Annotated in this window: 19 protein-coding genes; 14 read left to right on the top strand and 5 right to left on the bottom strand. The window is 62.5% G+C overall.

Going from position 1 to position 21443, the window contains the following annotated elements:
• The first annotated feature begins 11 nt into the window (after window positions 1-11).
• The 4 genes from ileS to ispH all read left to right on the top strand — a co-directional run bounded on the left by ileS (window position 12) and on the right by ispH (window position 4802).
• Entirely contained in the window at window positions 12-2843 is a 2832-nt protein-coding gene (ileS, locus tag F3I62_RS06670; protein WP_160488869.1) for an isoleucine--tRNA ligase, read from the top strand.
• Entirely contained in the window at window positions 2836-3345 is a 510-nt protein-coding gene (lspA, locus tag F3I62_RS06665; RefSeq protein WP_160488868.1) for a signal peptidase II, read from the top strand. Before ileS ends, lspA begins: the two co-directional genes overlap by 8 nt.
• Window positions 3338-3775 carry an FKBP-type peptidyl-prolyl cis-trans isomerase gene (gene fkpB, locus F3I62_RS06660; RefSeq protein ID WP_160488867.1) on the top strand — a complete coding sequence of 146 codons (438 nt, stop codon included), beginning with the start codon at window positions 3338-3340 and terminating at the stop codon, window positions 3773-3775. Before lspA ends, fkpB begins: the two co-directional genes overlap by 8 nt.
• Window positions 3776-3857: 82 nt before the next feature.
• Window positions 3858-4802: a 4-hydroxy-3-methylbut-2-enyl diphosphate reductase gene (gene ispH / locus F3I62_RS06655; RefSeq protein ID WP_160488866.1), complete on the top strand. Its 945-nt coding sequence runs from the start codon at window positions 3858-3860 to the stop codon at window positions 4800-4802.
• Here the strand turns inward: ispH and F3I62_RS06650 are convergent.
• Window positions 4789-5316 carry a GspH/FimT family pseudopilin gene (locus tag F3I62_RS06650; RefSeq protein WP_160489046.1) on the bottom strand — a complete coding sequence of 176 codons (528 nt, stop codon included), beginning with the start codon at window positions 5314-5316 and terminating at the stop codon, window positions 4789-4791. The two genes, ispH and F3I62_RS06650, sit on opposite strands and share 14 nt — an antisense overlap.
• A gap of 193 nt (window positions 5317-5509) precedes the next feature.
• On the opposite strand from F3I62_RS06650, the gene F3I62_RS06645 reads away from it, so the two are divergent.
• The 7 genes from F3I62_RS06645 (at window position 5510) to thiO (ending at window position 12471) form a co-directional block, all read left to right on the top strand.
• Complete coding sequence (locus tag F3I62_RS06645; protein WP_160488865.1) at window positions 5510-5974, top strand: GspH/FimT family pseudopilin; 465 nt, start codon at window positions 5510-5512, stop codon at window positions 5972-5974.
• Window positions 5974-6420: a type IV pilus modification protein PilV gene (pilV, locus tag F3I62_RS06640; protein WP_256667665.1), complete on the top strand. Its 447-nt coding sequence runs from the start codon at window positions 5974-5976 to the stop codon at window positions 6418-6420. Before F3I62_RS06645 ends, pilV begins: the two co-directional genes overlap by 1 nt.
• 5 nt (window positions 6421-6425) lie before the next feature.
• The gene (locus F3I62_RS06635) at window positions 6426-7145 is read left to right on the top strand and encodes a prepilin-type N-terminal cleavage/methylation domain-containing protein (RefSeq protein WP_256667664.1); all 720 of its coding nucleotides are present in this window, start codon (window positions 6426-6428) and stop codon (window positions 7143-7145) included.
• 12 nt (window positions 7146-7157) lie between these two features.
• Window positions 7158-7637 (top strand): PilX N-terminal domain-containing pilus assembly protein, encoded by a 480-nt coding sequence (locus F3I62_RS06630; RefSeq protein WP_256667662.1) that lies wholly within the window; start codon window positions 7158-7160, stop codon window positions 7635-7637.
• A 22-nt stretch (window positions 7638-7659) separates the two neighbouring features.
• A complete protein-coding gene (locus F3I62_RS06625; protein ID WP_160488864.1) occupies window positions 7660-10908 on the top strand; it encodes a pilus assembly protein in 3249 nt (1082 codons plus the stop codon).
• Window positions 10909-10917: 9 nt separating this feature from the next.
• Window positions 10918-11316, top strand: coding sequence for a type IV pilin protein (locus F3I62_RS06620; RefSeq protein WP_160488863.1), 399 nt, complete (start codon window positions 10918-10920; stop codon window positions 11314-11316).
• A 72-nt stretch (window positions 11317-11388) separates the two neighbouring features.
• The gene (gene thiO, locus F3I62_RS06615; RefSeq protein WP_160489042.1) at window positions 11389-12471 is read left to right on the top strand and encodes a glycine oxidase ThiO; all 1083 of its coding nucleotides are present in this window, start codon (window positions 11389-11391) and stop codon (window positions 12469-12471) included.
• A 3-nt stretch (window positions 12472-12474) separates the two neighbouring features.
• On the opposite strand, the gene F3I62_RS06610 is transcribed toward thiO, so the two are convergent.
• The 4 genes from F3I62_RS06610 to F3I62_RS06595 form a co-directional block, all read right to left on the bottom strand.
• The gene (locus tag F3I62_RS06610; RefSeq protein WP_160488862.1) at window positions 12475-13815 is read right to left on the bottom strand and encodes a sigma-54 dependent transcriptional regulator; all 1341 of its coding nucleotides are present in this window, start codon (window positions 13813-13815) and stop codon (window positions 12475-12477) included.
• A gap of 2 nt (window positions 13816-13817) precedes the next feature.
• Window positions 13818-15395, bottom strand: a complete 1578-nt coding sequence (locus F3I62_RS06605) for a PAS domain-containing sensor histidine kinase (protein ID WP_178122498.1) — start codon at window positions 15393-15395, stop codon at window positions 13818-13820.
• 4 nt (window positions 15396-15399) lie between these two features.
• On the bottom strand, window positions 15400-15639 hold the full coding sequence (locus tag F3I62_RS06600) for a PP0621 family protein (RefSeq protein ID WP_160488860.1): 240 nt from the start codon (window positions 15637-15639) through the stop codon (window positions 15400-15402).
• A gap of 137 nt (window positions 15640-15776) precedes the next feature.
• The gene (locus tag F3I62_RS06595) at window positions 15777-16796 is read right to left on the bottom strand and encodes an outer membrane protein assembly factor BamD (protein ID WP_160488859.1); all 1020 of its coding nucleotides are present in this window, start codon (window positions 16794-16796) and stop codon (window positions 15777-15779) included.
• A gap of 147 nt (window positions 16797-16943) precedes the next feature.
• Here F3I62_RS06595 and rluD point away from each other — a divergent pair, with 147 nt between their 5' ends.
• From rluD to clpB, 3 genes are all read left to right on the top strand, one after another.
• Complete coding sequence (rluD, locus tag F3I62_RS06590; protein WP_160488858.1) at window positions 16944-17915, top strand: 23S rRNA pseudouridine(1911/1915/1917) synthase RluD; 972 nt, start codon at window positions 16944-16946, stop codon at window positions 17913-17915.
• Window positions 17915-18643, top strand: a complete 729-nt coding sequence (gene pgeF / locus F3I62_RS06585) for a peptidoglycan editing factor PgeF (RefSeq protein ID WP_160488857.1) — start codon at window positions 17915-17917, stop codon at window positions 18641-18643. Before rluD ends, pgeF begins: the two co-directional genes overlap by 1 nt.
• 126 nt (window positions 18644-18769) lie before the next feature.
• On the top strand, window positions 18770-21334 hold the full coding sequence (clpB, locus tag F3I62_RS06580) for an ATP-dependent chaperone ClpB (RefSeq protein WP_160488856.1): 2565 nt from the start codon (window positions 18770-18772) through the stop codon (window positions 21332-21334).
• Window positions 21335-21443: the final 109 nt, after the last annotated feature.

The following is a 21443-nucleotide window of genomic DNA, read 5'->3' as shown; positions in this document are numbered from 1 at the left end:
AAGAGCCTGAGATGACCGACTACAAAGCCACGCTGAACCTCCCGGATACTGCCTTCCCGATGAAAGCCGGCCTGCCGCAGCGCGAGCCGGAAACCCTGGCGCGCTGGGACAGCATTGGCCTGTACCAGAAGCTGCGGCAGCTCGGCGCGAACCGGCCGAAGTTCGTCCTGCACGACGGCCCGCCCTATGCCAACGGCAGCATCCACATCGGTCATGCGGTCAACAAGATCCTCAAGGACATGATCGTCCGCTCCAAGACCCTGTCCGGTTTCGACGCCCCCTATGTGCCGGGCTGGGACTGCCACGGCCTGCCGATCGAGCACAAGGTCGAGACCACCTTCGGCAAGAACCAGCCGTCCGATCTGACCCGCGAGCGTTGCCGCACCTATGCCGGCGAGCAGATCGAAGGGCAGAAGGCCGACTTCATCCGCCTCGGCGTGCTGGGCGACTGGGGCAACCCGTACAAGACCATGGACTTCGCCAACGAGGCCGGGGAAATCCGCGCCCTGGCCGAGATGGTCAAGCAGGGCTTCGTGTTCAAGGGCCTGAAGCCGGTCAACTGGTGCTTCGACTGCGGTTCGGCCTTGGCCGAGGCCGAAGTCGAGTACCAGGACAAGAAGTCCGATGCCATCGATGTGGCGTTCGCCATCGAGGACGCCGCCAAGCTGGCTGCGGCCTTCAGCCTGAGCGACCTGAGCAAACCGGCCAGCATCGTGATCTGGACCACCACGCCCTGGACCATCCCGGCCAACCAGGCGCTCAACGTCCATCCGGAATTCACCTACGCCCTGGTCGATACCGGCGAACGCCTGCTGCTGCTGGCCGAGGAGCTGGTCGAGGCCTGCCTGGCGCGCTACGGCCTGCAAGGCGAAGTGGTGGCCACGACCCAGGGCGCGAAGCTGGAGCACATCCGTTTCCGTCATCCGTTCTATGAGCGTTTCGCGCCGGTCTATCTGGCCGAATACGTCGAGCTGGGCGCCGGCACCGGCATCGTCCACTCGGCGCCGGCCTACGGCGAGGACGACTTCCGTTCGTGCAAGCAGTACGGCATGAGCAACGACGACATCCTCAGCCCGGTGCAGAGCAACGGCGTGTATGTCAGCGACCTGCCGTTCTTCGGCGGCCAGTTCATCTGGAAGGCCAATCCGGCCATCGTCGCCAAGCTTGACGAGGTTGGTGCGCTGCTCAAGCACGAGGCGATCCAGCACAGCTACATGCACTGCTGGCGACACAAGACTCCGCTGATCTACCGCGCCACCGCGCAATGGTTCGTCGGCATGGACAAGGCGCCGAATGATGGCGCGACCCTGCGCGAACGTGCCCTGGCGGCCATCGAGCAGACCGAGTTCGTCCCGGGCTGGGGCCAGGCGCGCCTGCACAGCATGATCGCCGGGCGCCCGGACTGGTGCATCTCGCGCCAGCGCAACTGGGGCGTGCCGATCCCGTTCTTCCTGCACAAGGAAAGCGGCGAGCTGCACCCGCGTACCGTCGAGCTGATGGAGCAAGTGGCCGCGCGCGTCGAGGAGCAGGGCATCGAGGCCTGGTTCAAGCTGGATGCCGCCGAGCTGCTCGGTAACGAGGCGGCGCAGTACGACAAGATCAGCGATACCCTCGACGTCTGGTTCGACTCCGGCACCACCCACTGGCACGTGATGCGTGGCTCGCACCCGATGGGGCACGAGCACGGCCCGCGCGCCGACCTCTACCTGGAAGGTTCCGACCAGCACCGCGGCTGGTTCCATTCGTCCCTGCTGACCGGCAGTGCCATCGACGGTCATGCGCCGTACAAGGCGCTGCTGACCCACGGCTTCGTGGTCGACGAGAATGGCCGCAAGATGTCCAAGTCGCTGGGCAACGTGGTCGCCCCGCAGGAGGTCAACGACAGCCTGGGCGCCGACATCATGCGCCTGTGGGTCTCGTCCACCGACTACTCGGGCGAGATGGCCGTGTCCAAGGTCATCCTGCAGCGCAGCGCCGACGCCTACCGGCGTATCCGCAACACCACGCGCTTCCTGCTTTCCAACCTGAATGGCTTCGACCCGGCCAAGGACCTGCTGCCGGTCGAGCAGATGCTCGATCTGGATCGCTGGGCCCTGGATGCCGCGGCGCGCCTGCAGGACGAAGTGATCGAAGCCTACGGCGAATACCGTTTCTGGAACGTCTACCAGAAGGTGCACAACTTCTGCGTGCAGGAGCTGGGCGGCTTCTACCTCGACATCATCAAGGACCGCCAGTACACCACCGCAGCCAACAGTGTGGCGCGGCGTTCCTGCCAGACCGCGCTGTTCCACATCGCCGAGGCGCTGGTGCGCTGGATCGCGCCGATCCTGGCCTTCACCGCCGACGAGATCTGGCAGTTCCTGCCGGGCGAGCGCAACGAGTCGGTGATGCTGAATACCTGGTACACCGGCCTGCAGCGTCTGCCGGAAGGCTTCGCGCTGGACCGCGCCTACTGGGATCAGGTCATGGCGGTGAAGGCGGCGGTGAACAAGGAGCTGGAAAACCTGCGTGCGACCAAGGCCATCGGCGGCAGCCTGCAGGCGGAAGTCACCCTATACGGCGAAGCGTCGCTGCAGGATGCCCTGGCCAAGCTCGGCGACGAGCTGCGGTTTGCCCTGATCACTTCGGCAGCCTCGCTGGCACCGCTGGCGGAGGCGCCGGCCGATGCGGTGGTGACCGAGGTCGCTGGTCTGAAGCTGAAGATCGTCAAGTCGAGCCATGCCAAGTGCGGGCGCTGCTGGCACTTCCGTGCCGATGTCGGCAGCCATGCCGCGCATCCCGAGCTGTGCGAGCGCTGCGTGAGCAATATCGAAGGTGCCGGCGAGGTGCGTGAGCATGCCTGAGGTCAGCCGTTTCGGGCGCCTGGCCTGGCTGTGGCTGGCGCTGCTGGTGTTCGTCCTCGACCAGGGCAGCAAGCAGGTGGTGCTGCAGCTGCTCGAGTATGGTCAGCGCGTGGTCGTGCTCGATGGCTATTTCGACTGGATCCATGTGTACAACCGCGGTGCCGCCTTCAGTTTCCTGGCGGGCGAGTCCGGCTGGCAGCGCTGGTTCTTCGCCGTCATCGCCCTGGGCGTCAGTGCGGTGCTGGTGGTCTGGCTGAAGCGCCTGAAGGCCGATGAAACCTGGCTGGCCATCGCCCTGGCCCTGGTGCTGGGTGGGGCGCTGGGCAACCTGTATGACCGTGTCGTGCTCGGTCACGTGGTCGATTTCATCCTCGTGCACTGGCAGAACCAGTATTACTTCCCCGCCTTCAACCTGGCGGACAGTGGCATTACCGTCGGCGCCGTGATGCTGGCGCTGGATATGTTCAAGAGCAAGAAGTCCGGAGAACCCGCCCATGACTGAGCAACGTATTGGCCCGGACAGGGAAGTCACCCTGCATTTCGCCCTCAAGCTGGCTAACGGCGACGTGGTCGACAGCACCTTCGACAAGCAGCCGGCGACCTTCAAGGTCGGCGATGGCAATCTGCTGCCCGGTTTCGAGGCTGCCCTGTTCGGCTTCAAGGCCGGCGACAAGCGCGTGGTGCAGGTCGAGCCGGAAAATGCCTTCGGCCAGCCCAACCCGCAGAATGTGCAGGTGATGCCGCGTTCGCAGTTCCAGGACATGGAGCTGTCCGAGGGGCTGCTGGTGATTTTCAACGATGCGGCCAACGCCGAGCTGCCCGGGGTGGTCAAAGCCTTTGACGACGCCCAGGTGACCATCGACTTCAATCACCCGCTGGCGGGCAAGACCCTGAACTTCGAGGTGGAAATCATCGAGGTTCGCCCGGCCTGATGCCGGCAGGCCGCGCCACCGTGGCGCGGCCGAGGCTTCAACGCTCATCTTTCTTTCCAGCGCCCTGCCCGAGATCGCCAGCATGCAAATCAAACTCGCCAACCCCCGCGGCTTCTGCGCAGGTGTCGATCGTGCGATCGAGATCGTCAACCGCGCCCTGGAAGTGTTTGGTCCGCCGATCTACGTGCGGCATGAAGTGGTGCACAACAAGTTCGTGGTCGAGGACCTGCGTGCGCGCGGCGCCATCTTCGTCGAAGAGCTGGAGCAGGTGCCGGACGACGTCATCGTCATCTTCAGCGCCCACGGGGTTTCCCAGGCGGTGCGCCAGGAGGCCGAGGCGCGCGGGCTCAAGGTGTTTGATGCGACCTGCCCGCTGGTGACCAAGGTGCATATGGAAGTAGCTCGCTACAGCCGCGATGGCCGCGAGTGCATCCTCATCGGCCATGCCGGGCATCCGGAAGTCGAAGGCACCATGGGCCAGTACGACTCGGCCAACGGCGGCGCCATCTACCTGGTCGAAGATGAGGCGGACGTTGCCAGGTTGCAGGTGCGCAACCCCGAGCAACTGGCCTTCGTCACCCAGACCACCCTGTCGATGGACGACACCAGTCGGGTCATCGACGCGCTGCGGGCCAAGTTCCCGAGCATCGGCGGCCCGCGCAAGGACGACATCTGCTACGCCACCCAGAATCGCCAGGATGCGGTCAAGCAGCTGGCCGCCGAATGCGATGTGGTGCTGGTAGTGGGCAGTCCGAACAGCTCCAACTCCAATCGTCTGCGCGAACTGGCTGAGCGCCTGGAGACTCCGGCCTATCTCATCGATGGCGCCGAAGACCTGCACCAGGAATGGTTTGCCGGTAAGTCACTGATCGGCATCACGGCCGGTGCATCCGCTCCGGAAGTGCTGGTGCGTGCGGTGGTTGAACGCTTGCGTGAATGGGGGGCGGCCGGCGCGGAGGAATTGGACGGTCGGCCAGAGAATGTGACCTTCTCGATGCCGAAGGAGTTGCGGGTCAAGAGCCTGTAGCTGGCGAGCAGGGTGTCGAGTCGACGCTTGAGCTGATGCGAACCCTGCCGGTTTTCGCCATGATCAGCTTGTGGTGGGTGTCGGGGGATGCCGGCGAGCAGAAGATCAAGGTGCCAGCCTGAAATCCGCCGCTGCTCAGTTGCGGTTCACCATACATGTTGAAGTGCACATAACTGGCGATGGACGTATTGCCAGATATTATCAGCGTTTCACTGGGCTCCCTGCTCAGTAGCACATGTTCGCCATCATCCTGTATGGCGTTGCTGTTGGGGTCTTCGAATACCGTCCAGCCAGCTCCCCAATCACTCTGCTGAGCCAGCAAGGTTACTCCCGTCTGGTGCAGTACCGCATAGGTTCTGGCGTATTTAAGGCTGTTGGTGAAGTTGCCCAGGCCGGCATTCAGCCTCTGTTTGGCGATGAGGGCGCTGGTTGCGGGTACTACCAAGAAGGAAAGCGTTGCCGTAATGGCAAGTGCTGTCAGTAGTTCGATCAGAGTGAATCCGTGGGGGCGCATGTTTAATCCGTCCGTGGATTAGTAGGCGATCTGACTATAGGTGAGCCTGGCCGATGGGCAAGGCCACTTGTCCGGACTGTACGGAGTCCCCTGTCGGTATTCGCTGAGGCTTCTAAATCGACCGTATGTCCCGTTTGGCCTGTTGTCCTCCGGGCTTATGGATATAGTCGCGCCCAGAAAAGGGAGGACGGCCATGCGGCGATATCTACGGGGTTTCACCATCATCGAGCTGATGATCACGCTGGCTGTCGTGGCGGTTCTGGCCGCCTTGGGCCTGCCGGCTTTCGACGGTGCATTCGAGCGCTCGCGAGCCAGCACCGAAGCGAATGATTTGGCTCAAGCGCTCAACTATGGCCGCCTCGAGGCCATCAACCGTAGTCAGTCGGTGACAGTGGAACCGACTGATAGCAATGCGGGATGGGCTGCAGGCATCACCATCAAACAGAGTTCTGACGATGCGGTATTGCGCACCGTACCGGCTATGTCGTCGGGGGCGGCGGTGGCCGAAGAGAATGGTGCCGACGCGATTGTATTCAATAGCTTTGGCGGTCTGAATAGCCCGTCAGCCGCTGTGGCGTTCACCTACACGCTGAGTGATCAGAACAAAGTTGTGGCGGTGTGCCTGAGCGGGCGCATTCAGGTTGGAGTGTGCAATTAATGAGCATGCAACGGATGCACAAAATGCAGCAGGGCGTCACTCTGATCGAGGTGATGATTGCCGTTTTCATCAGCGCGATCGGCGTGCTAGGGGCTGCCGCGCTGCAGCTTAATGCGCTGAAGTACACCAATAGTGCCGTCTATACCTCGCAGGCCAGTTTCATCGCTTACGACATTCTGGATCGAATACGGGCCAGTGCCGATCCAGACAACCTGAATGCCTATGACCTGGATAGCACCAACTCTCCGCCGTCGGGATCCGGTCTGCAGGATACCGATCTGATCGACTTCTCAACCAATGTGCAGAGCCTTCCCGATGGGCTCGGCAGTATCAATGTGGTCGGCAGTACGGTCAGCGTGACCATCAGTTGGTCGGAGGGCAAGGCAGGTCTCAGTGCTGATGAAACTGGCAACTTCACCATTACCACCGATGTTGCCAACGAGTGATGCGCATGATGAAGAGCAAACAAAAAGGGTTCGGTCTTGTTGAGGTCATGGTTGCCCTGGCGCTTGGTCTGCTGGTGGTGCTGGGAATTACCCAGATATTCGTCAGTTCCAAGCAAACCTACGTAGCGCAGGATGCTTCGGCGCGTTTGCAGGAGGATGCCCGCTATGTGCTGACGCGCATGACCCAGGAATTGCGCATGGCGGGCATGTTCGGCTGTCTGTCGCTGAGTTCTGGTTCGGTCACCGGCGTTCCGCCGGAGTTCGATGAGCCTATTACTTGGGAGAGCAATACGCTCGGCATCATTACGACGAATGCCGTCACCGGTTCTACCGCGGCAACCGATGCCGACTGGACGTTGACCACCGATTGCCGCACCACTGGTACGGTACAGGTCGGGGAGCATGATCCGGCAACAGGGGAGATGGCCTTCCCTATTCGCCAGGTCGAGTATCGGTACGATTCCGGAGAACAGACGCTTTCCGTGCAGAATGGCGGGAGTGGCGGCTTTCAACCCTTGATTACCGGGGTTGCGGATTTTTCCGTCGCCTTTGGCGTGGCGGCAGACTCTGAAAGTACCTATGCATCGGGCAGTTACGTTGAGACTCCTGGCAATTCGGCGTTTATCCGCAGTGTGCGAATCAGAATGACCCTGGCTGACCCAGACGGTAAGGCGCGTGATCAGACTTATTCGGTTGTAGCGGCGCTACGCAACCGGCTGCTGTGAAGGGAGAGGGGTATGCAAATCATAAAGAAACAGAGCGGCATGGCCTTGTTTGTAAGTCTGATCTTCCTCCTGTTGCTGACCATCTTCGGTGTGGCGGCCATGCAGAATGCGGGCGTGCAGGAGAAGATGGCCGGTAATGTCAAGTTGAAGAATGAAACGTTCCAATTGGCCGAGCGGGCGTTGCGTGAAGGTGAGAACTATATCCTTGATGTTGCTCATGAGGGTGATCTGGCGACGTGTGACGAGTGTGTTGGCGATAATTGTCGTGTGCCAGCTATCACCGGGGGGCTGGTCGAGACTGATGGCGTCTGCGATGTTTGGAGGAGTGCTGCCTCGGGCAATACCTTCTATCAACTGCAGAAGCTCGGGGGGTCAAGTGCTGCAGTAAATGTGCAGGTCGGTTCGAGTGTCGTGCTGTATCGGGTGACTGCAGTGTCGTACCAGGGTAATGCCAGGACTGCGCTGGAAAGTATCTATGCGCACAGTAACTGAGTGTTCTGTGAGGAATAAGGGAATGTCATATTTTAAAAACAAGTGCAACGCCTCAGGAGCTAGGTTGCTTTCGCTGCTGGCCGGTTTTGCCCTGGCGGTATATGCGGCTGCTCCGGTTTATGCATTTACTCCGTTTCAGGCGCCGCTGTTGAGTACGGCCGCCGTTGCGCCCAATGTGGTGGTGCTGCTGGATAACTCGGGTAGTATGAATACCGTTATCTATCATAACGGATTTAATTCCAAGGCCGACTATCCAACGGCGATGTATTGCAAGGCTGGAACCTCCTGTACTGTCAATAATAAAGATCACTGGACAGAGACGGCTACGCTCTCCGGGCATGACGACGTGGCGCAGGGTGACTGCAGTGCTGGATCTTACAAGTTGGGTGCAAGGAATGCGTATAAGGTTAGCAAGAAGACGGTTTACTATCCCGGTAGTGCGGGTCAGACCGTCTGCATTCCTTTTCCTGATGAGCTTCAGATAAATTCATCGGGCACCATGGCCGATGAAGTAGATATGCCAAAGAATTATCTCGAATATCTGGTGCAAGGCCTTCTGGCGGGCACCTTTAGTGCGGCGGATATTCCAACCGGTCACCGTATGGGGGTTGCCAAGTCAGTTGTTAAGCAGGTCATCGCTGACAATATTTCTGGTGTTCGCTTTGGCTTGGCTAGTTTCCGGCCGGGTAATACTGCCTCTGGCAGTACTGGCGAGGTTTATGAGCAGCAGGGTGGTATTATTCTTTCACAGCTGGGAGCTGCTCAAAGTACGTTAAATACTCAGGTCAATGCCTTGTATGGTGCAACTTGGACTCCATTGTCGGAGGCTTATTACGATGTGGTGCGCTACTATCGTGGCCTGGCTAGTTCCTACAATGCCGCCCCGGCAACCCCGTCTGATCAGATCCAGTACCGTTGTCAGAAGAGTTTCGGGATTGTCGTGACCGACGGTGCGCCGACATATGACACCAAGTTCTATAACGCATCGACCGATCCGGATCGGGACAATCCCTCGGTAGGGGGGGCGGATAACCTGCCTAACTGGGATGGGGTGAACCCTGCTCCGCCAGCCCCATACTCTGATGGTGACTCGTCTATTTCTCTGGGTAGTGAGGGGCATAGCTATTATCTGGATGACATAGCCTCGTTTGCTTATGACGTCGATATCCGGCCTACGGCAAGCACCTTGGATAATTCGGGTAAGAGCTTCGAGGATAGTACGTTCAATAAGCAAAATATCAGAACCTATACGGTTGGTTTTGCCCAAGATAATCAGATGCTGAAGGATGCGGCCTACTATGGTCGCGGCAAGTACTACACGGCTTCCGATAGTGCCGGTTTGAGTTCGGCTTTAAGCCAGGCACTTAACGAAATCAGTGCGCAAGCGGGTTCCGGTGGCGCCGGTGCGTCCAGTTCTTCGAGCTTGACCACATCCACCCGTTACTACAAGACGCTCTACGACCCTGCCGACTGGCGTGGCACCATCGAGGCCTATAGCCTGAGTGAAACTACGGGGCGTCTGGTATCGCGTGCCTGGACAACCGATAGCACCATTACGCCCTCCAATAACGGGGCTTCTTACGAAACCTACAATACTGCGACCAATGCTGTGGTTTCGCTCAACTACAGCAATGTGTCTAATGACCAGCAGGCGATTCTGGATGCAGATTTGCCAAGTGGTATCACCGGCACTCAGTTGGTCGATTGGGCCAAGGGTTCCGCGGTGACGGGATTGCGCACACGAACGGTTCTGCTAGGTGATGTCATCAACTCCACGCTTGAGCGGCTTTCGTCGACGGAGCGTCTGGCCAGCAGTGTCACTGGCGATAACTCCTATAACACCTATATGTCCGCCAAGGCTGCGATGACCAACAGTCTGCTGGTCAACAGCAACGATGGTTTCTTTCATGTGATCGATGCCGAAACGGGCGGGCATCGCTATGCGTTCATGCCTTCCAGCGTATTCCCATCACTGCATACTGTGGCTGCCCCAGACTATGCCACCGGCGGCTCGCACAAGTTCATGGTGGATGGCGGTATCACGGTTGCGGATGCTGAGCTGGGCTCGACCTGGTCCACTGTAGCCATTGCAGGGATGGGTGGTGGCGGTAAGAGCATGTTCGCTGTCAAGCTGTTCTCTGCTGGTAATAACAGTATCAGTGCTCTGTGGCAGATCACTGCGCCAGCTACCTCGACTCCGGCAAATGCTTTCAACAACCTGGGTTATACCTACTCGAAGCCGCTGGTGGCGAGAACCTCGGATAACGAGTGGGTGGCGATCTTTGGTAATGGTTATGGCAGTCACCTGGGTAAAGCCTCGCTGTACGTGGTCAACCTGAGAACCGGTGCGCTGATCCAGGAAATCGTGGTCGATGCCAACGACGATGGTACGGCGCCTAATGGCTTGTCCAGCCCGCAGATGGTGGTAAATGCTCAGTATCAGGTGCAGAAGGTTTATGCCGGCGACCTGCGTGGCAATCTCTGGGAGTTCGATTTTTCCAGTGTCTCCGGATCTGTTGCTAATTCGGGCAGCCCGTTGTTTGCAGCAGGAGTAGACCATCCGATCACGGCCAGGCCGCTGGTGGTCGAGCACACCGAGGGTGGGCATCTGGTGCTGTTCGGCACCGGCAAGCTGATGGAGTCTATTGACAAACTCAGTACCGAGCTGCAGACGTTCTACGGTATCTGGGACAAGAATGGTGCAGCCGGCACGGTCGAGAGCACTTCCCTGCAGGAACAGAGCTTTACGGAGGCTCTGGACATCACCGCGAACGGTGTAACACAGACCTATTACAAAACCAGTGAAAATGAAGTCGATTGGGATACCCGGCGTGGCTGGTACCTGCCGCTCAGCCTAGATGGTGCTCGTGAGGGCGAGCGTGTCATCTACCCGGCACAGACAACTATGGGGCGAGTCATCTTCGTGACCGCCAAGGTCGATGCCGATGATCCCTGCCAAAGTACCGGTAGTGGCAAGTTGGTCGAGCTGGATGCCCTGTCTGGGAAGATGCTGAGCTATCCGGTGCTGGATACCAATGGTGACGGGCGTATCGATGAGACCGATATTCGGGTTTCCGGTCTGGCGATCGATGGCGGCCTGCCGGGGCAGCCTGTGATCATCGATGCTGGCGACCAGAAGAAGACCCAGGGTAAATACATTCTGGATTCGACCGGTGAGGTGGTGGTGGTGGATGAGTGTGGCGAGGTGAACAACGGGCAGTGCGGCGGTGTTTCACAATCCCGGCGTATCATGTGGCGTCAATTGCAGTAAGGGAGCCCTATGAAACGTAATGGATTTACTCTGATCGAGTTGATGATTGCGGTGGCCGTGGTGGGGATACTCGCCGCCATCGCTTACCCAAGTTACACCGAGTACGTGAAAAAGACTCGGCGTGCCGAGGTGGCGGCAGTCATGCTGGAGAACGTCCAGCTCATGGAGCGTTTCTACTCGCAGAATGGCACCTATGTGGGGGCGACTATCGTAGATCAAAGCCCGGCTGATGGTACCGCTGTGTACAATATCGCTGTCGATGACGCCCAAACCAATGAGACTGCGTTCGTTATCGATGCGACCGCTGTCGATGGCAGCGTCATGGACGGTGATACGTGCGCGTCGTTGAGTGTCAACGAGCTGGGCGATCTGACATCTAGTGATAACGCAGTCTGTTGGCGGCGCTAGGCAATGGTTGGATAAGGGGAGCATGGCTCCCCTTTTTTATTGGGGGCGGTTGTGGTGCAGGGTTATTCCACGATGGTAGTGGGCGGCGGCGTGATTGGCCTCCTCGGAGCTTTAGAGCTTGCCCAGGCGGGCGAGCGGGTTGTATTGGTCGAGCGTGGCGTGATTGGTCAAGAGTCATCCTGGGCCGGTGGCGGCATAGTCTCGCCTCTTTACCCGTGGCGCTACAGTGTCGCTGTGACAGCCCTGGCGCATTGGTCGCAAGGATTCTACCCGTGCCTGGCCAAGCATCTGCTGGGGCTTACTGGTGTTGACCCGCAAGTCCATGCTACCGGCCTGTACTGGCTGGATCTAGACGATGAGTCTGATGCGCTGCTGTGGGCGCAGCATGAGGCCCACGAGCTGCGCAAGGTCGACATGCCGCAGGTATATGCTGCCGTTCCGATGCTGGGTGCTGGCTTTACCAATGCCATTCATATGCCGGGCGTTGCCAATGTGCGTAACCCGCGTTTGCTCAAGGCGCTGCGTGCAGCATTGCAGGCCATGCCTAATGTGCAAATGCTCGAACAGGCCGCAGTGGATGGTCTTGTGCAGGAGGCCGGGCAAGTTTGTGGAGTTCGCATCGGGGAGCGGGAGCTCCGTGCCGAGCGCGTGGTATTGGCGGCTGGGGCCTGGAGTGGCCAATTGCTGGCTGGATTGGGGCTGAGTCTGCCCGTCGAGCCGGTCAAGGGCCAGATGATCCTCTACAAGTGCGCAGAGGATTTTCTGCCAGCCATGGTTCTGGCCAATGGCCGCTATGCGATCCCGCGGCGTGATGGGCATGTGCTGGTCGGCAGCACGCTGGAGCATGTCGGCTTCGACAAGACGCCCACCGCCGAGGCCTTGAGTAGCCTGAAGGCCTCGGCAGAGCAGTTGCTGCCCGCCTTGGCGGAGGCCGAAGTGGTTGGGCACTGGGCCGGGTTGCGTCCGGGTTCTCCGGAGGGCATTCCGTTTATTGGCGAGGTGCCGGAGTTCCCGGGGCTGTGGCTGAATTGCGGGCACTACCGCAATGGTCTGGTGCTGGCGCCGGCCTCCTGCCGGTTGCTGGCGGATCTGATGCTGGGGCGTGAGCCGATCGTCGATCCCGCGCCCTACTCGCCGGTTGGGCGTCTGGGCTGAGGTTCAGTCGAGCCCCAGCTTCTTCAGGCGATAGCGCATCGAGCGGAAGGTCAGGCCCAGGCGCTGGGCCGCCGCAGTGCGGTTCCAGCGGGTTTCCTCGAGGGCCTGCATGATCAGCTTGCGCTCGATGTCTTCCAGATAGTCCTCCAGGTTGTCGATCTGCGCCAGGGACGCCTCGCCGGCTTCCGTCGCGCCGCCGGCGTCGGCCAGGCGCAGGTCGCTGGCCTTAATCTGCTCGTCCTCGCACAGCGTGTAGGCGCGCTCCAGCATGTTTTCCAGTTCGCGCACGTTGCCGGGGAAGCGGTAGCTCTTGAGCTTTTCCATCGCGTCGCTGGTCAGCTGCGGCTGGGCCAGGCCGGTGCCTTCGCAGAGCCGGCGCAGCATGGTCTCGGCCAGCAGCGGGATGTCCTCGCGGCGTTCGCGCAGCGGCGGTACCCGCAACTCGATGACGTTGAGGCGGTAGAACAGGTCCTGGCGGAAGCGCCCGGCCGCGACTTCCGCGGCCAGGTCCTTGTGCGTGGCGCAGAGGATGCGCACGTCCACCACCAGCTCCTGCTGGCCGCCGACGGCACGCACGGCCTTTTCCTGGATGGCACGCAGCAGCTTGACCTGCATCGCCAGCGGCAGGTCGGCGACTTCGTCGAGGAACAGGGTGCCGCCGTTGGCGGCCTGGAACAGTCCCTGCTTGTCTTCGATGGCGCCGGTGAAGCTGCCCTTCTTGTGGCCGAAGAACTCGCTTTCCATCAGCTCGGTAGGAATGGCGCCGCAGTTGACCGGGACGAACGGCTGTTCGCCCCGCGGCCCCTGCTCGTGGATCAGGCGGGCCACCAGCTCCTTTCCGCTGCCGGACTCGCCGCTGATGTAGACGGGGGCCTGGCTGCGCGCGAGTTTCTGGATCTGGTTGCGTAGCGCGCGCATGGGCGGCGACTCGCCGAGCAGGCGGGTATCCACTGGGCCTTCTTCATCGCTGACCGTACGCAGGCGCAGGGCGGTGGCCACCAGTTCGCGCAGGCGGCCGAGGTCGACCGGCTTGGTCAGGAAGTCGAAGGCGCCCGCCTTGAGTGCGTTGATCGCGGTGTCCAGGCTGCCGTAGGCGGTAATCATCGCCACCGGCACCTGCGGGTGGCGCTGTTGGATGTGCTGCACCAGTTCCAGGCCCGTGCCGTCGGGCAGGCGCATGTCGGTCAGGCACAGGTCGAAGGGTTCGCGGGCCAACCAGTCGCGGGCTTCCTTGACGTTGCGTGCGCTGCGTGTGTCGAGCTTCATGCGGCCCAGGGTGATTTCCAGGAGTTCGCGGATATCGGGCTCGTCGTCGACGATCAGGGCTCTTTGCCGGGTGCTCATGTTCAGCTCAGTTTGCGTGAGTGGGCGAAGGTGATGCGGAAGCAGCTGCCACCGCCTTCGCGCGGTTTGTAGTCGATGCGCGCCTGGTTGCTTTCGCACAGCTCGCGGGAGATGTACAGGCCGAGGCCGGTGCCCTTGCTGTCGGTGGTGTAGAAGGGCTCGAAGATATGTTGTAGCTGCTCGGGCGGGATGCCGGGGCCGTCATCGAGGATTTCCAGGATCGGCAGGTCGCTTTCCGCGTCGCGGAACAGTTGCAGCCAGACCTGGCCGAGCTGGTGGACCTGGGCGCTGTAGCGCATGCCGTTCTGCACCAGGTTGGTCAGCACCTGGGTCAACTGGTGGGGGTCCATCCGTGTTTGCAGGCCGCTGCCGCGTGTTTCCAGGTGCAGGGTCTGGTTGAGGGTTGCCGAGTTGCGGAACTCGCTGGCGAAGCGGTGCAGCCAGTACTTCAGGTCGAGCAGCTGGGGCTCGGCCTGGCGCCGGCGCGACAGTTGCAGCACGTTCTCGATCACTTGGTTCATCCGCCGCGAGTGGTCCTGGATGATCTGCGCCAGACGGCGGTCGGGGCCCTCGAGGATCTCCGATTCATGCAGCAGCTGGGCGGCATGGCTGATGGCGCCCAGGGGGTTGCGGATTTCGTGGGCGATCCCCGCGGTCAGTCGGCCGAGCGAGGCCAGCTTGAGCTGCTGGGCCTGCTGGGTGATCTGCGAGATGTCCTCGAGAAACACCAGGGTGTGCAGCTCTGCGCCGCGTTGCAGGGGGATGAAGCTCGGTTGCAGCAGCGGGCCTTCCGGTACCGCCTGCAGGCTCTGCGGGCGCAGGGTCGGGTTGTGCAGCCATTGTTGCAGGCGCCGGACCAGCTCCGGGCAGTGCGGGTCGAGCACCTTGCCGGTCAGATCGCCGCGCCCGAGCAGGGTCAGGGCGCCCTGGTTGGCCAGGACGACGCGGTGCAGTTTGTCCAGCACCAGGATGCCGGTGCGCATGCGCTGCAGAATCAGGGCGTTCAGGGCTTCCAGGCTGGCCACATCGACAGCGCGTTGCGCGGCGAGGGATTCGCTCTGCTGCAGGCGCCGGGTCAGGCCCTGGAGGAACAGTGCCGCGGCGAAGCACAGGGCGCCGAGGGCGCCGGCCTGCACATAGTTGGCTGAAGCCGCCGGGCGGCTGAAGCTCAGGTAGAAGGTCAGGTAGATCATGCCGATGGCTGCTACCGCGGCAATCAGCAGGCCGATCCGCCCGCGCAGCAGGATATTGGCAATGGCCACCGAGACGATCAGCAGGTTGCCGATGCCGCTCGGGGTGCCGCCGGCGGCATAGAACAGCGCCGAAAGCAGCACGACGTCGAGCAGGGCGATGCTGAAGACCTGCAGCAGATGCCGTGGCTGCTGCATCAGCACGGCGATCAGGATATTGACCACCAGGTAGGCCCAGCTGCCGTTGCGAAACAGCTGGGCGTGAGCCAAGTCGAGCAGGTCCTGGTCCAGGTCGCTGGATATCAGCAGGACCAGGGTCAGACCGATCGTGACCCGGTACAGGTGGTAAAGGCGCAGGACGTGGCGGCTATGGGTGCCGTCCAGGCTCATGGTCTCAGCGCTCACCTGAGGCGCTGTCCTGCTGCAGGTGCGCCGGGCAGCAATACCAGCGTTGCCCGTGGCTCAGGGCCTTGTCCTGGGGCACGTGGACGCCGCACTGGGCACAGCGCACCATAGGCGCCGGCTCGTCGGGGCGGGCCGGTTGCTGGGGCTGCGCGGGGCGCGGGCGATTGATGCGGCGCCACAACCACACGGCGGCCACGATGAAGGCGATCCAGAACAGCAAGCGAAACATGATGGGCTCTTCTTGTTGGCAGGCGGGCAGTGTAGCCAAGGTCGGGCGGCGGATGCAGCAGGCAAAGCGTGCAGTTGCCGGCTGGCAGGCAGAAAAAAGGGAGGCTCATGGCCTCCCTCTGTTGCTGCGCTCGGCGCTTAGTCGAATACGCCGAAGGTCATGTAGCTGAACCAGGAGCGCTCGCCGTCGTTGCCTGCGGCCTCATCCTGCTGCTCTTCGGCTTCCTTCTGGTTTTCCGGCTGCAGTTCGTCCGGGATTTGCTCCTCGGCGTCTTCGTACTGGCGGATCACGTCCTGGCTGGCGCGGGTTTCGCCCGGCGGCAGCGGGGTGTCGGATTCGATCAGGCCGAGGGTGGCCTTGGCCAGCCAGGAGCGGTTGTCGGCTTCTTCTTCGCGCGGGACGAAGTTGCCGTCGACCAGGCTCGGGTGGTTCGGGTAGTTGAGTTTCAGGGTTTCCAGGCTGGTGGCGGCCAGGTCGGTCATCTCCAGGCGCTGGTAGGCTTCGGTCATCACCGCCAGGCCATCGCCGACGGACGGGGTTTCCTGGAAGTTTTCCACCACATAGCGGCCGCGGTTGGCAGCGGCGACATAGGCCTGGCGGGTCAGGTAGTAGTGGGCGGCATGGATCTCATAGGCGGCCAGCAGGTTGCGCAGGTAGATCATGCGCTGCTTGGCGTCCGGGGCGTAGCGGCTGTTCGGGTAGCGGCTGGTGAGTTGGGCGAACTCGTTGTAGGAGTCGCGGGCCGCGCCCGGGTCGCGCTTGGTCATGTCCAGCGGCAGGAAACGGGCGATCAGGCCGCGGTCCTGGTCGAAGGAAGCCAGGCCTTTCAGGTAATAGGCATAGTCGACGTTGGCGTGTTGCGGGTGCAGGCGGATGAAGCGCTCGGCGGCGGACTTGGCCGCTTCCGGTTCGGCGTTCTTGTAGTAGGCGTAGATCAGTTCGAGCTGGGCCTGCTCGGCGTAGCGGCCGAACGGGTAGCGCGACTCCAGGGCTTTCAGCTTGGCCACGGCATTGGTGTAGCTGTTGCTGTTCAGATCGTCCTGAGCCTGCTGGTAGAGCTCGGTCTCGCTCAGGTTTTCATCAACTTCCGGCTTGTTCGAAGAGCACGCGGCGGTGATGGCGAGCATGGCGATCAGCAGCAGGTGTTTCACTTGCATGGCGGCTTGCGTCCCTGTGACGGCCGGCTGTCTTGGCCTGGACCGTCCTGTTATGATGAGCGCCCCGGAATAGCCGGGACAAAGACGCCGTATTTAACCACAGCGTGCAGCCGAAACCAAAAGCTGCACCTCCCTCCGCAGTAGCCCATGTCCGAAGACGCCGTTCAGCTCATCCAACTCACCGCCGAAGTGCCGTCCGCACTGGGTGGTCAACGCCTCGATCAGGTCGCCGCCCAGCTGTTCGACGAATATTCGCGCTCGCGCCTGTCGACCTGGATCAAGGATGGCCGCCTGACCGTCGACGGCGCCGTCGTGCGTCCGCGTGACATCGTGCATGGCGGCGCCGTACTGGCCCTGGAGGCCGAGCAGGAAGCCCAGGGCGAGTGGATCGCCCAGGACATCGCGCTGAACATCGTCTACGAGGACGAGCACCTGCTGGTGATCGACAAACCGGCCGGCCTGGTGGTGCACCCGGCTGCCGGGCACGCCGATGGCACCCTGCTCAACGCCCTGCTGCACCATGTGCCGGACATCATCAACGTGCCGCGCGCCGGCATCGTCCACCGCCTGGACAAGGACACCACCGGCCTGATGGTGGTGGCCAAGACCCTGCAGGCGCAGACCAGGCTGGTCGACCAGATGCAGAAGCGCACGATCAGCCGCATCTATGAATGCATCGTGATCGGGGTGATCACCTCCGGTGGCAAGATCGACGCACCGATCGGCCGCAGCTCGGCCAACCGCCAGCGCATGGCGGTGATCGACGGCGGCAAGCCGGCGGTCACCCATTACCGGGTGCTGGAACGTTTCCGCTCGCACACCCATGTGCGGGTCAAGCTGGAAACCGGGCGCACCCACCAGATCCGCGTGCACATGACCCATGTCGGCTACCCGCTGGTCGGCGACCCGCTGTACGCCGGGCGCTTCCGCATCCCGCCGGCCGCCAGCCCGACCCTGGTGCAGACGCTCAAGGAGTTCCCGCGCCAGGCCCTGCATGCGCGCTTCCTCGAGCTGACCCATCCGATCACCGGGCAGCGCATGAAGTGGGAATCACCGTTGCCCGATGATCTGGTGTGGATGCTGTCCCTGCTGCGCCAGGACAACGAATCCTTCGTCTGATGAGTACACATTGGCTGACGCCCGACTGGCCCGCTCCTGCCCATGTGCGGGCCTGCGTCACCACCCGCGCCGGCGGCGTCAGCCAGGCGCCGTTCGACGGCCTCAACCTCGGCGACCATGTCGAGGATGATCCGCAGGCGGTCGCCCGCAACCGCCAGATCCTCACGTCCGCCTTGCATTGCCAGCCGGCCTGGCTGCGCCAGGTGCATGGCATCCGCGTGGTCGAGGCCGATCCGGCCACGGTGGCCGAAGCTGACGCCAGTTGGAGCGCCACCCCGGGCATCGCCAGCGCGGTGCTAACCGCCGATTGCCTGCCGGCGCTGTTCTGCGACCGTGCCGGCACCCGTGTGGCGGCGGCCCATGCCGGCTGGCGCGGGTTGGCCGGCGGGGTCCTGGAGGCGACCCTGGAGGCCCTGGCCCTGCCGCCCGAGGAGGTGCTGGTGTGGCTCGGTCCGGCCATCGGCCCGCAGGCCTTCGAGGTCGGAGCGGAAGTGCGCGAGGCGTTCCTGGCCAGCCAGGCCGAAGCCGCGTCGGCCTTTCGCCCCAGCGTCAACGTCGGCAAGTTCCTGGCCGACATCTACCAGCTGGCGCGCATCCGCCTGGCGGCCCGGGGCGTCGGTGCCGTGTACGGCGGCGGCTTCTGTACCGTCAGCGATGCGCGCTTCTATTCCTACCGCCGCGCCGCGCGCACCGGGCGCTTCGCCTCGTTGATCTGGCTGGCCGACTGACCTGCATCAACGCCGGCACGCTTGAATCGCGGAAAACTGTCCTCATCTATGCTTCATCCCGGCGGGCTTTTCGTTTCTGGGGTGCTCATCGCCCCGGCCCGCCCTCAATAGGAAGGACGAACCTCCATGCGTATTGACCGCTTGACCAGCAAGCTGCAGCTTGCCCTTTCCGATGCCCAGTCCGTGGCCGTGGGCCTCGATCACCCGGCCATCGAGCCCCTGCACCTGATGCAGGCGCTGATCGAGCAGCAGGGCGGCTCGATCAAGCCGCTGCTGATGCAGGTCGGCTTCGACGTCAATGGCCTGCGCCAGGCGCTGACCAAGGAACTCGACCAGCTGCCGAAAATCCAGAACCCCACCGGCGACGTCAACCTGTCCCAGGACCTGGCGCGCCTGCTCAACCAGGCCGACCGCCTGTCGCAGCAGAAGGGCGACCAGTTCATCTCCAGCGAAGTGGTGCTGCTCGCCGCCATGGACGAGGGCACCAAGCTGGGCAAGCTGCTGCTCGGCCAGGGCGTGAGCAAGAAGGCCCTGGAAAATGCGGTGAGCAACCTGCGCGGTGGCGATGCGGTGAATGATCCCAACGTCGAGGAGTCGCGCCAGGCCCTGGACAAGTACACCATCGACCTGACCAAGCGCGCCGAGGAAGGCAAGCTGGACCCGGTGATCGGGCGCGACGACGAGATCCGCCGCACCATTCAGGTCCTGCAGCGCCGTACCAAGAACAACCCGGTGCTGATCGGCGAGCCGGGCGTGGGCAAGACCGCCATCGCCGAAGGCCTGGCCCAGCGCATCGTCAACGGCGAGGTGCCGGACGGGCTGAAGGACAAACGCCTGCTGTCGCTGGACATGGGCGCGCTGATCGCCGGCGCCAAGTTCCGCGGCGAGTTCGAGGAGCGCCTCAAGGCGGTGCTCAACGAGCTGAGCAAGCAGGAAGGGCGGATCATCCTGTTCATCGACGAGCTGCACACCATGGTCGGCGCCGGCAAGGCTGAGGGCGCCATGGACGCCGGCAACATGCTCAAGCCGTCCCTGGCCCGTGGCGAGCTGCACTGCGTCGGCGCCACCACGCTCAACGAGTACCGCCAGTACATCGAGAAGGACGCCGCCCTGGAGCGACGCTTCCAGAAGGTGCTGGTCGACGAGCCGAGTGAAGAGGACACCATCGCCATCCTGCGCGGCCTCAAGGAGCGCTACGAGGTGCACCACAAAGTGGCCATCACCGACGGCGCGATCATCGCCGCGGCCAAGCTGTCGCACCGCTACATCACCGACCGCCAGCTGCCGGACAAGGCCATCGACCTGATCGACGAGGCGGCCAGCCGCATCCGCATGGAGATCGACTCCAAGCCGGAGGTGCTCGATCGCCTGGAGCGCCGCCTGATCCAGCTCAAGGTCGAAGGCCAGGCGCTGAAGAAGGAAGACGACGAGGCGGCGATCAAGCGCCTGGAAAAACTCAACGAGGACATCGCCCGCCTGGAGCGCGAGTACGCCGACCTGGAGGACATCTGGAAGTCGGAAAAGGCCGAGGTGCAGGGCTCGGCGCAGATCCAGCAGAAGATCGAACAGTCGCGCCAGGAGCTGGAAGCGGCGCGGCGCAAGGGCGACCTCAACCGCATGGCCGAGCTGCAGTACGGCATCATTCCGGATCTGGAGCGCAGCCTGCAGATGGTCGACCAGCACGGCAAGACCGAGAACCAGCTGCTGCGCAGCAAGGTCACCGAGGAGGAAATCGCCGAAGTGGTGTCCAAGTGGACCGGCATCCCGGTGAGCAAGATGCTCGAAGGCGAGCGCGACAAGCTGCTGAAGATGGAAGGCCTGCTGCACCAGCGGGTGATCGGCCAGCACGAGGCCGTGGTGGCCGTGGCCAACGCCGTGCGTCGCTCGCGTGCCGGCCTGGCCGACCCGAACCGGCCGAGCGGCTCGTTCCTCTTCCTCGGCCCGACCGGGGTGGGCAAGACCGAGCTGTGCAAGGCGCTGGCCGAGTTCCTCTTCGATACCGAGGAGGCGCTGGTGCGCATCGACATGTCCGAGTTCATGGAGAAACACTCGGTGGCCCGCCTGATCGGCGCGCCGCCCGGCTATGTCGGCTACGAGGAGGGCGGTTACCTGACCGAGGCGGTACGCCGCAAACCCTACTCGGTGGTGCTGATGGACGAGGTGGAGAAGGCCCACCCGGACGTGTTCAACGTGCTGCTGCAGGTGCTGGAGGATGGCCGCCTGACCGACAGCCACGGGCGCACCGTGGACTTCAAGAACACCGTGATAGTGATGACCTCCAACCTCGGCTCGACGCAGATCCAGGAGCTGGTCGGCGACCGCGAGGCGCAGCGGGCGGCGGTGATGGATGCGGTGAGCAGCCATTTCCGTCCGGAGTTCATCAACCGCATCGACGAGGTGGTGGTGTTCGAACCGCTGGGGCGCGAGCAGATCGCCGGCATCGCCGAGATCCAGCTGCAGCGCCTGCGCGGTCGCCTGGCCGAGCGCGAGCTGAGCCTGGAGTTGAGCGCCGAGGCCCTGGACAAGCTGATCGCCGTCGGTTACGACCCGGTCTATGGTGCGCGGCCGCTGAAGCGGGCGATCCAGCGCTGGGTCGAGAACCCGCTGGCGCAGTTGATCCTGGCCGGCACCTTCATCCCGGGTGCGACGATCAAGGCGACCGTCAAGGACGAGGAGATCGTCTTCGTCTGAGCCTTGCCGTAACGAAAAAAGCCCCGCAAGCGGGGCTTTTTTCATGGCTGCACTGCGGCCTCTGGATTCGGCGCAGTGTTCGAGTCTAGATGCGGCTCCTCGTCACTCG

Source organism: Pseudomonas sp. R-28-1W-6, assembly GCF_009799925.1.
Lineage (GTDB): Bacteria > Pseudomonadota > Gammaproteobacteria > Pseudomonadales > Pseudomonadaceae > Aquipseudomonas.
The sequence above is the reverse complement of the archived record's forward strand: the minus strand, read 5'-3'. Positions and strand labels throughout refer to the sequence as shown.

Excerpts from the sequence above, each read along its gene's own strand:
- ileS (WP_160488869.1), top strand. The coding sequence starts at position 12 with ATGACCGACTACAAAGCCACGCTGAACCTCCCGGATACTGCCTTCCCG.
- lspA (WP_160488868.1), top strand. The coding sequence starts at position 2,836 with ATGCCTGAGGTCAGCCGTTTCGGGCGCCTGGCCTGGCTGTGGCTGGCG.
- fkpB (WP_160488867.1), top strand. The coding sequence starts at position 3,338 with ATGACTGAGCAACGTATTGGCCCGGACAGGGAAGTCACCCTGCATTTC.
- ispH (WP_160488866.1), top strand. The coding sequence starts at position 3,858 with ATGCAAATCAAACTCGCCAACCCCCGCGGCTTCTGCGCAGGTGTCGAT.
- F3I62_RS06650 (WP_160489046.1), bottom strand. The coding sequence starts at position 5,316 with ATGCGCCCCCACGGATTCACTCTGATCGAACTACTGACAGCACTTGCC.
- F3I62_RS06645 (WP_160488865.1), top strand. The coding sequence starts at position 5,510 with ATGCGGCGATATCTACGGGGTTTCACCATCATCGAGCTGATGATCACG.
- pilV (WP_256667665.1), top strand. The coding sequence starts at position 5,974 with ATGAGCATGCAACGGATGCACAAAATGCAGCAGGGCGTCACTCTGATC.
- F3I62_RS06635 (WP_256667664.1), top strand. The coding sequence starts at position 6,426 with ATGATGAAGAGCAAACAAAAAGGGTTCGGTCTTGTTGAGGTCATGGTT.
- F3I62_RS06630 (WP_256667662.1), top strand. The coding sequence starts at position 7,158 with ATGCAAATCATAAAGAAACAGAGCGGCATGGCCTTGTTTGTAAGTCTG.
- F3I62_RS06625 (WP_160488864.1), top strand. The coding sequence starts at position 7,660 with ATGTCATATTTTAAAAACAAGTGCAACGCCTCAGGAGCTAGGTTGCTT.
- F3I62_RS06620 (WP_160488863.1), top strand. The coding sequence starts at position 10,918 with ATGAAACGTAATGGATTTACTCTGATCGAGTTGATGATTGCGGTGGCC.
- thiO (WP_160489042.1), top strand. The coding sequence starts at position 11,389 with ATGGTAGTGGGCGGCGGCGTGATTGGCCTCCTCGGAGCTTTAGAGCTT.
- F3I62_RS06610 (WP_160488862.1), bottom strand. The coding sequence starts at position 13,815 with ATGAGCACCCGGCAAAGAGCCCTGATCGTCGACGACGAGCCCGATATC.
- F3I62_RS06605 (WP_178122498.1), bottom strand. The coding sequence starts at position 15,395 with ATGAGCCTGGACGGCACCCATAGCCGCCACGTCCTGCGCCTTTACCAC.
- F3I62_RS06600 (WP_160488860.1), bottom strand. The coding sequence starts at position 15,639 with ATGTTTCGCTTGCTGTTCTGGATCGCCTTCATCGTGGCCGCCGTGTGG.
- F3I62_RS06595 (WP_160488859.1), bottom strand. The coding sequence starts at position 16,796 with ATGCAAGTGAAACACCTGCTGCTGATCGCCATGCTCGCCATCACCGCC.
- rluD (WP_160488858.1), top strand. The coding sequence starts at position 16,944 with ATGTCCGAAGACGCCGTTCAGCTCATCCAACTCACCGCCGAAGTGCCG.
- pgeF (WP_160488857.1), top strand. The coding sequence starts at position 17,915 with ATGAGTACACATTGGCTGACGCCCGACTGGCCCGCTCCTGCCCATGTG.
- clpB (WP_160488856.1), top strand. The coding sequence starts at position 18,770 with ATGCGTATTGACCGCTTGACCAGCAAGCTGCAGCTTGCCCTTTCCGAT.